Here is a 10,672-nt window from a genome sequence, read left to right on the forward strand (position 1 = left end):
GAATGGTATTAAAAATAGCAGAGCCCATGCGGTTAAAAGCAGTCTTATAGCTGTTTAGTGAATATCCTTTGACGAAAACCATTCCGGATGTTTTTAGGAAGGATGTATAAATCAAGTAAACTTGAGGCAAAACAGAGAATAAGATAATGCCATAAACTGTCACATAAATAGCAGCCATCTTACCTTTTGTCGTTTTCTTAGGTTCAATTGGATGAAGCGAGTTCATACTGAAACTGTAGCGATTTGAAACGTATTTTTGGATGAGGAAGATAACTAGGGCGATTGTAATCGCCATAATTGCTAAGGCTGATGCGAAGGCAGAGTTACCCCCTACCTCACTGATAAACTGTGTATAGATCAATACTGGGAAGGTACGATATCCCTCACCAATCAGCATCGGAGTACCGAAGTCTGAGAAAGCTCTCATAAAGACTAGGAGCGCTGCTGCTAGTAAAGTTGGGACTAGGAGAGGTAAAACAACTGTTACGATTCGTTTAAAACCGAAAGATCCCATGCTTTCAGCAGCTTCCAAGAGGGAGTTGTCAATGCTCTTCATGGTTCCAGCTACGTATAGGAATACGAGAGGGAAAAGTTGGAGTGTAAAGACAAGCACGATACCTTTAAAGCCGTAGATATCAAAACCTGGCAAATGTAGTGTGTTGGTTAGAAATTTTGTGATAACTCCGTTTCTACCAAGGAGTAGAATCCAAGAATAGGCACCTACAAAGGGAGCTGACATGGATGCTATGATAATCAAGATTTGTAAAAATTTCTTTCCCTTGAAGTCATACATTGAAAAAAGATAAGCTAGCAAGGTACCAACAACGACAGAAGTGACTGTTGCAGTTACAGAAACCTTGAAACTGTTGATAAGGGTTTCAGAGTAGTACGATTTGCTAAAGAAAGTAACAAAATTTTCTAATGAGAAATGACCTTCATGTACCAGTGCCTGTTTTAATACCGTAACAATTGGATAGACCAGAAAAACAAGATAAGTAAGGAAGATGAAGAAGGAAGACGCAGTCCAGATATTTAGTTTTTTACGCTCCATGGCTGACTCCTTTTATGAGATTGCGCGAACCATCTTCAGAGAAGACATTGAGTTTTTGAGTATTGATACGCAAACGAACGCGATCTCCTTTTTTCAAATCTTCTTCAAATGTAGATTCTTCACTTACCTGAAGTTTTGAAGCAAATCCTGTCTCAATGAAGTATTCGGTATTAAGTCCAAGATAGACACTGTCAGTAATTGTTCCATCGATTGGTCCGTTTTCGTCACGGATAAATTCTTCGGGACGAATGCTGACATGAATAGCTTGTTCTTCCACCTGGTCTAGTGCTGGCATACGAAGAGAATAACCATCTTCAAAGACGATGTAAGCTCCGTCAGCTTGCTTTTCCAAACGAGCAGGGATTATATTTGTTCTACCAATAAATGTTGCGACAAATTCATTTGCTGGTTTGTGGTAGAGCTCTTTTGGACGACCAATTTGTTGAATAACACCGTCTTTCATAACAGCAATTTGGTCAGAAATGGCCATAGCTTCTTCTTGGTCGTGAGTTACGTAGACAGTGGTAATTCCAACTTCGTGTTGAATTTCGCGAATAGCCTGACGCATATCCAAGCGAAGTTTGGCATCTAGGTTACTGAGGGGTTCGTCCATGAGGAGAACGTTAGGATTAACAGCCAAGGCACGTGCTAGGGCAACCCGTTGTTGCTGGCCACCACTAAGTTTATCTGGTTTACGATCAGCATACTGGGCAATCTGCATCAACTCAAGGTATTTATTTGTTTGTTCGATGAGTTCATCTTTTGGAACTTTCTTTTGCTTGAGCCCGAATGCAACGTTATCACGCACTGTCAAATGTGGGAAAATTGCATAGTTTTGGAAAACCATCCCAATGTTTCGCTTGCTAGGTTCCATGTTGTTGATTTTAGTATCGTCGAAGTAGAACTCTCCTCCTTCGATGCTATTGAAACCTGCAATCATACGAAGTAAGGTTGTTTTCCCACATCCTGAAGGCCCAAGGAGAGTGAAAAGGCTACCCTTAGGAATGGTCACGCTTAGATTTTCGATAACAGCTACATCGTGATAAATTTTCTTGGCATTGATAATCTTGATCTCACTCATAGTTAACCTCTTTTACTGTTTAGATTGGATATCTGTAAAGACTTCGTTGTATTTCTTCACGATATCTGATTTGTTTTTGATGACATAATCATAGTCTTCAGTTAGTGTTTTAATTTGTTCGATTGGTTTCATGTTTGCGCTAGTTTTAGCATTTTTACGAACTGGACGGTTAGTAGTTGTTGTACCAAGCGTGTCTTGGACTTCTTGAGAAATGATGAAATCGATAAATTTCTTAGCGTTTTCCATGTTCTTAGCGTTTTTAATAATAGCAGCGCTAGCAGGCAGGAAGACAGTACCTTCTTTTGGATAAACAACCTTGATGTTAGCTCCGTCGTTTAGAAGTTTTACTGCGGGATCTTCGTATGAAAGGCCAACAGCCATTTCTCCATCTGCAACAGCCTTGTAAACGCCAGATGAACTTGAGCCGATTTTACCGTCAATCAAAGTAAAGAGATCTTTGACATAAGTCCAAGCTTTGTCGTCTGTATAGCCGCCCTCAGCTTGTAACATGTTTGTTAGTTGAGCAAAGGCGCTAGAAGAGTTGGCTGGGTCTGCAGTTGCGATTTTTCCTTTGAGTTCTGGTTTGATGAGGTCGCTATAACCTTCAATATTCATCCCCTTAGTCAAGTCAGGGTTGACGATCAAAACACTACCATCCAATGTATAAGGAGTTGAGTAGCCAGTTGTATTTTGATATTCTTTGATTACATTATCGTTTTCCGTTGATACGTAATTTTCAAAAAGTTCTCCGTGGGTAGCATATTGGGTATAGGAACCACCAAAGATGATATCTGCCACAGGGGCTTCTTTTTCAGATTCTAGCTTCTTAAAGAGTTCACCTGTTCCGGCTTGAATGAGTTCAACCTTGATGCCATACTTTTCTTCAAAAGCAGGAATAGTTGCTCCAATCAATCCTTCTGAGTTCGGGGAGTAGACTACTAGAGTATCGCTTCCTCCATTTTCAGTTGCCTTTTCTCCTGAAGCGTCGTCAGAAGAGCAGGCAGCAAGCCCCAAAATAGCAAGTCCACACGCAGCATAATACATCCATTTCTTTTTCATGATGGATACCTCCATAGTTTTGTTATCTCCATTGTAAAGCAATGAAAGCGCTTTTAAAACCTAAAATTCTATCCTAATGGGGTAAAATTCTCTACAAAAAAGAAGAACAGTGTCTAAACTATTCTTCCTATGGATTTTAACTCTTTAGGAGAGATATGAAAGTATTTCTTAAAAACTTTCCCAAAATACTTATAGTCTGAGAAGCCGACTTCTTCAGCGATTTGACTAAGAGGGGAGTCAGGATGTTGACTCATCTTTTCAACGGCTTGTTTTAAACGATACTGAAGAATGTATTCGTTCAAGGTGATAGGGAAATCTTCTTTGATAACCTTGTAGAGATAACTTTCGCTATAGCCTAGATTCTCTGCAATGGTAGAAATGGTAAAGTGTAGGTAGTAGTGTTGGTGTACAAATTCGAGAATTTGTTGAATCAGTTGGTTTTGAGGATTGATTTTTTGAAGTGAGGTGACAAAGGCTTGGTAGTCTTGTAAAAATGGATTGGTTTGGTGTTGATCCATCTTGAGGCGCAGAGTTATTTTTTCTAAACACTCTGTTAATTCTGCGACATTTATGGGTTTTGGGAGGAAGTCCACTGCTCCGAATTGCATGGCCTTTTTGGCGTTTTGGAAATCATTATAGCCTGAGAGGATCACTTTTTCATAAGAGAGTGAACGAGTCGCTTCAAACATCATAAAAGCATCCATGATGGGCATGGTAATGTCTGTCAGTACGATGTGTGGTTTCTCTTTTTGAATTAACTCCATGCCTTCTTGTCCGTGACTTGCAGTTCCAACTACTTGAATACCCAAGGCTGAGTAGTCGACGGCAATTTCAAGCCATTTTCGGATCAGGTGTTCATCTTCGACAATGATTAGCTTAAACATGCGTTCTTCCTTTCGTGACAAATTTTACCCAGGTTTCCCCTTGCGGGTTCACTCCTAAATCCAATTCGACATTTTCAAAAAAGTTATTCAATCGTTTGTAACTATTGACAATACCGTGCTGTGTATGTGGGCTGTCCAAGGATTCTAAGATATGTGGGCTGTCCAAGGATTCTAAGATATGTAGGCGTTCTTGTTTGGTTAGACCACCAGCATTATCCTTAACGATAAAGGTCAGTGCTTCCTGCTCTTGAGTGATTTGGATAGAGATGGCAAGGTCGATACGATACTGTCTTCCGTATTTTAGAGCATTTTCCACAAGGGGTAATAAGAAAAGTTTCGGAATAGTTTGGGAATGTAGATTCTCAGAACAGTCAATCTGATAAGAAAAATGTTCAAATCGAATCTGATGGATTTTCAGATAAGCTTCGATAATCTCTAGGTCCTGCCCAAGAGTCGTTTCTTTTTCTAGTTCAGTTACACTATATCGCAGGATGCGCGTGAGATTTTGAATTAGGTCTTGAGTAATACTGGCATCAATCATACTCGTGATTTTAATGGTTTCTAAGGTATTGTAGAGGAAGTGAGGATTAAACTGAGCTTCCAGCATCTTTCTTTCAAAGACCCACTTTTCCTTCTCAATGGTCAACATCTTTTGATGGAGCTCATCCAACTCTTGGAGCATATCGGTAATTTTCTCAGCAATCAGTTCAAATTCGTCCCCGGTATGGAGAGTGAGTTTCTTTTCCTTTTTCTTAGGAATTTCCTGTAATTGATAGACCAGACTTTCAATAGGGCCGGCATTGTGCGTCGCAATTTTATAAGCAATTCGTCTCGCCTGCCAGAAGTATAACAGAAAGATACAGAGTGTTAAGACAGAAGCAAGTCCCAGTAAACTCGGAATGGGAAAGAAAGATTGAAAGGCGTAGATTGAGAAAATCGGTTCAATTTTACGTTTTTCAATCAGAAGTGGATTTTCAACATACCAATGGGTTTTAGATTGGAGTAATTTTTCATCAAATTTTTCCAGAGTCGATTGAGTAAATTGATTGGTATTGCTAGAGTAGATGTTTCCAAAAGTATCTGTAATGGCGTATTTTGAATTGATGAGAGGGATACTGGACACAAATTCATTTTCATTTACAAAAGAAATGCTATAAGCCTTAACTCGTTGATTTTGAACGATAGGCATAATGAAGAGTGCGTAATGTTGCTTATCTATTGACAAAGCAACCTTTTCTGTAATGGCTCCTTGAATCGGATTTTGAATTAACAATTTTAAATAATAAGGAGCTAAAATAGTTTCTTGATGGTTGCGATTGGTACTAAAGAGAAGTCCTCCTGTGTCATCAAGGATGATAAAATCAGAACTGAGTTTCAGTTGAGCTTTTGTTTCATAAAATAGACTAAAGAGTTCTCGGTCAGTGTGTTTACCCTCTAAAAATTCTGGGACCATTTTTTGATTCATGGTCTCCAATAATTGATAGTTCGCTTGTTTCATATTGCGAACATGTTGGACAATCTGTTGAGTGTCTTTGGTGAGCTGTTGCTTTTGAAGGAAATAGGAAAAACCAAACAAGAGAATGAGGAGTAAAAACGAGGTCGCTAAAGCAGCCAAAGAACTACGGTGAAGAATCTCTTTTTGGAGAGAGTGTTTGAAAGAATGGGCCATAAATCACCTCTTATAAAGAGCCTGCTAAAGTAAGTATAGCAGTATTAAAAATGGAAGGCAAGGCGAAAATAGAAAAGAGTTGAAAAGAAAGAGACTAAATTCCCCTAAAAATGGTATAATAGGAACATCACGAAAATTGGAGAGATACCATGAGTTTTTACAATCATAAAGAAATCGAGCCTAAGTGGCAAAAATACTGGGCTGACCATCATACTTTTAAGACAGGAACTGACGCATCAAAACCGAAGTTTTATGCACTTGATATGTTCCCTTACCCTTCAGGAGCGGGTCTTCATGTAGGACACCCAGAAGGCTATACAGCGACAGATATCCTCAGTCGTTTCAAACGTGCCCAAGGCTACAACGTCCTTCACCCAATGGGCTGGGATGCTTTTGGTTTGCCTGCAGAGCAATACGCTATGGATACTGGTAATGACCCAGCGGAATTCACAGCGGAAAACATTGCTAACTTCAAACGCCAAATAAATGCGCTTGGATTCTCTTACGACTGGGACCGTGAAGTTAATACTACAGACCCAAACTACTACAAGTGGACGCAATGGATCTTCACCAAGCTTTACGAAAAAGGCTTGGCCTATGAAGCAGAAGTACCAGTAAACTGGGTTGAAGAATTGGGAACAGCCATTGCCAATGAAGAAGTGCTTCCTGACGGAACTTCTGAGCGTGGAGGCTATCCAGTTGTCCGCAAACCAATGCGTCAATGGATGCTCAAAATCACGGCTTACGCAGAGCGCTTGCTCAATGACTTAGATGAACTAGATTGGCCAGAGTCTATCAAGGACATGCAACGCAACTGGATTGGGAAATCAACTGGTGCCAATGTCACCTTCAAAGTTAAGGGAACAGACAAGGAATTCACCGTCTTTACGACACGTCCAGATACCCTTTTTGGGGCGACTTTCACTGTCTTGGCTCCTGAGCATGACTTGGTAGATGCTATCACAACACCTGAACAAGCTGAGGCTGTAGCTGATTACAAACACCAAGCTAGCTTGAAATCAGACTTGGCTCGTACAGACCTTGCCAAGGAAAAAACAGGGGTTTGGACTGGTGCTTATGCAATCAACCCTGTCAACGGTAAAGAAATTCCAATCTGGATTGCAGACTACGTTCTTGCTAGCTATGGTACAGGTGCGGTTATGGCTGTACCTGCCCACGATCAACGTGACTGGGAATTTGCTAAACAATTTGACCTACCAATCGTAGAAGTGCTGGAAGGTGGAAACGTTGAAGAAGCTGCTTATACAGAAGATGGCCTTCACGTCAACTCTGACTTCTTGAACGGTCTCAACAAAGAAGATGCTATTGCTAAGATTGTGGCTTGGTTGGAAGAAAAAGGCTGTGGTCAAGAGAAGGTAACTTACCGTCTCCGCGACTGGCTCTTTAGCCGTCAACGTTACTGGGGTGAGCCAATTCCAATCATTCATTGGGAAGACGGAACTTCAACAGCTGTCCCTGAAAGTGAATTGCCACTTGTCTTGCCTGTAACCAAGGATATCCGCCCTTCAGGTACTGGGGAAAGCCCATTGGCTAACTTGACCGACTGGCTTGAAGTGACTCGTGAAGATGGTGTCAAGGGGCGTCGTGAAACCAACACCATGCCACAATGGGCAGGTTCAAGCTGGTATTACCTCCGCTATATTGACCCACATAATACTGAGAAATTGGCCGATGAGGATCTTCTCAAACAATGGTTGCCAGTAGATATCTACGTGGGTGGGGCAGAGCATGCAGTTCTTCACTTGCTTTACGCTCGTTTCTGGCACAAATTCCTCTATGACCTCGGTGTTGTTCCAACTAAGGAACCATTCCAAAAACTCTTTAACCAAGGAATGATTTTGGGAACAAGCTACCGTGACCACCGTGGCGCTCTTGTGGCAACCGATAAGGTTGAAAAACGTGACGGTTCTTTCTTCCATGTAGAAACAGGGGAAGAGTTGGAGCAAGCACCAGCCAAGATGTCTAAATCCCTCAAGAACGTTGTCAACCCAGACGATGTGGTGGAACAATACGGTGCCGACACCCTTCGTGTCTATGAAATGTTCATGGGACCACTTGACGCTTCCATCGCTTGGTCTGAAGAAGGTTTGGAAGGAAGCCGTAAGTTCCTCGACCGTGTTTACCGTTTGATCACAAGTAAAGAAATCGTTGCGGAAAACAATGGCGCTCTTGACAAGGTTTATAACGAAACGGTTAAATCTGTCACAGAGCAAATCGAGTCGATGAAATTCAACACAGCCATTGCCCAGCTCATGGTCTTTGTCAATGCTGCTAACAAGGAAGATAAGCTCTATGCGGAATACGCCAAAGGCTTTATCCAATTGATAGCCCCATTTGCCCCTCACTTGGCAGAAGAACTCTGGCAAACAGTCGCAGCAACAGGTGACTCTATCTCTTACGTAGCTTGGCCAACATGGGACGAAAGCAAATTGGTTGAAGACGAAATCGAAATCGTCGTCCAAATCAAAGGTAAAGTCCGTGCTAAACTTATGGTCGCTAAAGACCTTTCACGCGAAGAATTGCAAGAAGTGGCTCTGGCTAACGAAAAAGTTAAGGCAGAGATCAATGGCAAAGAAATTGTGAAGGTGATTAGTGTCCCTAATAAACTCGTTAATATCGTCGTTAAATAACGAGTTTATTAGCCCTATCTGCCACCTTCAATAGTCCAGTGGACTATTGAAGCCAACTAAATTGGTTAACATTGTTGTGAAATAACCAATTTATTTGCTTATTTGCAACCTCAAACAGTTCCCCAAACTGTTTGAGCCAACTAAACTCGTAAATATCGTAACGAAATAAATTTAAAAATCCTTCAGAGTAGAATCTGGAGGATTTTTGTATTGCTATATGCTATAATAGTTCCAACTAAGATAAAAACACAGTTCTGGTTGGTAGTCCAGACGTAGGCAAGCCTATCAGTAACCTTCCTCCTTGGTTGTCCATTCTTAGGGATAGATTTAAGGAGGTGCTGTCGTGGAAACAATTTCAATTGGATTGACAGTTTATTTTGAAGATGGATTTTGGCATGGTTTGTTTGAACAAGTGTATCGAGAAACTTATCAAGTTTGTCGTGTGACATTTGGTCAGGAGCCAAAAGATGATGAAATTCTAGAGATTTTACAGACTCAGTTTACTCAATTATCTTTTAGTCCAGAAACTACAGTTAAGCAACATGTAAAAATCAAGAACCCTAAACGATTACAACGAATGGTGAGGAAACAAGTAAATCAAAAAGTTTCTTCCAAGTCGAAAGAACTATTGCAGTTGCAGTATGAGGAAAGGAAAAAGATTTCAAAACATCAATCTAGTGTCCAAAAACAATTGCTCAAACAAGAGAAATTCGAATGCAAACAGCAAAAACGTAGAGAGAAGCACAGGGGGCATTAACTCACTTGTTTCCATATTTGATCAATCCTCCATAAACTGGAGGATTTTTTGTAGATTACCTGTGAGATGTGATATACTATTCACATCTTTAAACTTATAAGTGTGAGACAAGGAGAAAACTATGCCTGTAAATGAATATGGTCAGATGATTGGTGAACCTGTAGACGATACACCTGGAGTTTTACCGTCACTTGTACGGATAGAAGGACAGTATACGATTATCGAAGCTCTTTCAGTGGAAAAGCATGCGGAGGATTTGCTGGCTGTTTATGGTCCAGAATCACCTCAAGAGATGTGGACCTATCTCTTTCAACCACCAGTAGAAAATCTTGAAGAATTAATTGTTGCTATGAAGCAGATGATTGAGCGCAAGGATCGCTTCTATTATGCGATTATCGATAAAGTGACTGGAAAGGCGCTGGGGACTTTTTCTCTCATGCGTATTGACCAAGCCAATCGCGTGATTGAAGTTGGAGCCGTGACCTTTTCGCCGGCTCTTAAACAGACCAGGATGGGAACAGAAGCCCACTATTTGCTTGCTCGTTATGTCTTTGAAGAGCTTAACTATCGCCGTTATGAGTGGAAATGTGATGCGCTAAATCTACCTTCTAGAAAAGCAGCAGAACGTTTGGGCTTTATCTACGAGGGAACCTTCCGTCAAGCTGTTATTTATAAAGGGCGTACTAGAGATACGGATTGGTTGTCTATGATTGATAAGGACTGGCCAAGGGTTAAAGCGCGTTTTGAATCGTGGTTGAGTCCAGATAATTTTGATGAAAATGGGCAACAGTTGAAATCCCTTAGAGAATGTTAGAAAGGTTTGCTATGATTAAGATTACAAAAGAAACATCTGTTTCACTTGATGATGTTTTGCATCTCTACCAGGCAGTTGGTTGGACAAATTATACAAATCAGCTCCAAATGTTGGCCCAGGCTCTGACTCATTCACTGGCCATTTATCTAGCGCGTGATGGTGAGAAAATTGTTGGTCTAGTTCGCTTGATAGGAGACGGTTTTTCTTCAGTTTTTGTTCAGGATTTGATTGTCTTGCCTACCTATCAGCGTCAAGGAATTGGCAGCACCTTGATAAAGCAGGCTTTATCCGATTATAAGGATGCCTATCAAGTCCAACTAGCGACAGAAGAGTCTGAAAAGACTCTTGGATTCTATCGTTCTCTGGGGTTTGAAGCCTTATCTAGTTTCCAGTGTACGGGCATGATTTGGGTGGACCGCAAAAAATTAAAATAATCTTTTTCACTTAAGCTAACTTTAAGTCTGCTTGTGTATCATGTAATCATTAAATAAAGACCTCCTAACTTTATTTAATAGAAATCCTAAACTTTTTTTCATCATAATCTCCTAATAAAGTCACCCAATCAGGTGGCTTTTTTGCGTGGTGAGGTGCTAGTGATAGAAATTTTTTGCAGAATAGTAAAATTTGAGAAAAGTTAAGCTAGTTTTAAGTTTCGTCTTGTATCATGTAGCTATTAAATAAAGACCTCCTAACTTTATTTAATAGA

At 40.6% G+C, this 10,672-nt stretch carries 9 protein-coding genes; 4 read left to right on the forward strand and 5 right to left on the reverse strand.

Going from position 1 to position 10,672, the window contains the following annotated elements; translation table 11 throughout:
• The 5 genes from HMPREF2837_RS06680 to HMPREF2837_RS06700 all read right to left on the reverse strand — a co-directional run.
• Positions 1 to 1,051: ABC transporter permease (locus HMPREF2837_RS06680; protein ID WP_148131827.1), on the reverse strand; the 1,051-nt coding region annotated here is incomplete at its 3' end.
• Positions 1,041 to 2,132: an ABC transporter ATP-binding protein gene (locus HMPREF2837_RS06685; RefSeq protein WP_049549609.1), complete on the reverse strand. Its 1,092-nt coding sequence runs from the start codon at positions 2,130 to 2,132 to the stop codon at positions 1,041 to 1,043. The genes HMPREF2837_RS06685 and HMPREF2837_RS06680, both read right to left, overlap by 11 nt.
• A gap of 12 nt (positions 2,133 to 2,144) precedes the next feature.
• Positions 2,145 to 3,191 carry an ABC transporter substrate-binding protein gene (locus HMPREF2837_RS06690; protein WP_049549610.1) on the reverse strand — a complete coding sequence of 349 codons (1,047 nt, stop codon included), beginning with the start codon at positions 3,189 to 3,191 and terminating at the stop codon, positions 2,145 to 2,147.
• Between the two features lie 113 nt (positions 3,192 to 3,304).
• Entirely contained in the window at positions 3,305 to 4,075 is a 771-nt protein-coding gene (locus HMPREF2837_RS06695) for a response regulator transcription factor (protein WP_045762750.1), read from the reverse strand.
• Complete coding sequence (locus HMPREF2837_RS06700) at positions 4,068 to 5,744, reverse strand: sensor histidine kinase (RefSeq protein WP_075230748.1); 1,677 nt, start codon at positions 5,742 to 5,744, stop codon at positions 4,068 to 4,070. Before HMPREF2837_RS06700 ends, HMPREF2837_RS06695 begins: the two co-directional genes overlap by 8 nt.
• A 149-nt stretch (positions 5,745 to 5,893) precedes the next feature.
• On the opposite strand from HMPREF2837_RS06700, the gene leuS reads away from it, so the two are divergent.
• The 4 genes from leuS (at position 5,894) to HMPREF2837_RS06720 (ending at position 10,400) form a co-directional block, all read left to right on the forward strand.
• A complete protein-coding gene (gene leuS / locus HMPREF2837_RS06705; protein ID WP_075230749.1) occupies positions 5,894 to 8,395 on the forward strand; it encodes a leucine--tRNA ligase in 2,502 nt (833 codons plus the stop codon).
• 343 nt (positions 8,396 to 8,738) lie between these two features.
• Entirely contained in the window at positions 8,739 to 9,152 is a 414-nt protein-coding gene (locus HMPREF2837_RS06710; RefSeq protein ID WP_049549613.1) for a YjdF family protein, read from the forward strand.
• A 121-nt stretch (positions 9,153 to 9,273) separates the two neighbouring features.
• On the forward strand, positions 9,274 to 9,966 hold the full coding sequence (locus HMPREF2837_RS06715; RefSeq protein WP_049549614.1) for a GNAT family N-acetyltransferase: 693 nt from the start codon (positions 9,274 to 9,276) through the stop codon (positions 9,964 to 9,966).
• An 11-nt stretch (positions 9,967 to 9,977) separates the two neighbouring features.
• Positions 9,978 to 10,400, forward strand: coding sequence for a GNAT family N-acetyltransferase (locus HMPREF2837_RS06720; RefSeq protein ID WP_049549617.1), 423 nt, complete (start codon positions 9,978 to 9,980; stop codon positions 10,398 to 10,400).
• Positions 10,401 to 10,672: the final 272 nt, after the last annotated feature.

Source organism: Streptococcus sp. HMSC071D03, assembly GCF_001812125.1.
Taxonomy (GTDB): Bacteria; Bacillota; Bacilli; order Lactobacillales; family Streptococcaceae; genus Streptococcus; species Streptococcus pseudopneumoniae_N.

What these genes read in the sequence shown, in the direction of transcription:
- HMPREF2837_RS06685 (WP_049549609.1), bottom strand. Translation starts at nt 2,132, where the DNA reads ATGAGTGAGATCAAGATTATCAATGCCAAGAAAATTTATCACGATGTA.
- HMPREF2837_RS06720 (WP_049549617.1), top strand. Translation starts at nt 9,978, where the DNA reads ATGATTAAGATTACAAAAGAAACATCTGTTTCACTTGATGATGTTTTG.
- HMPREF2837_RS06715 (WP_049549614.1), top strand. Translation starts at nt 9,274, where the DNA reads ATGCCTGTAAATGAATATGGTCAGATGATTGGTGAACCTGTAGACGAT.
- HMPREF2837_RS06700 (WP_075230748.1), bottom strand. Translation starts at nt 5,744, where the DNA reads ATGGCCCATTCTTTCAAACACTCTCTCCAAAAAGAGATTCTTCACCGT.
- HMPREF2837_RS06690 (WP_049549610.1), bottom strand. Translation starts at nt 3,191, where the DNA reads ATGAAAAAGAAATGGATGTATTATGCTGCGTGTGGACTTGCTATTTTG.
- leuS (WP_075230749.1), top strand. Translation starts at nt 5,894, where the DNA reads ATGAGTTTTTACAATCATAAAGAAATCGAGCCTAAGTGGCAAAAATAC.
- HMPREF2837_RS06695 (WP_045762750.1), bottom strand. Translation starts at nt 4,075, where the DNA reads ATGTTTAAGCTAATCATTGTCGAAGATGAACACCTGATCCGAAAATGG.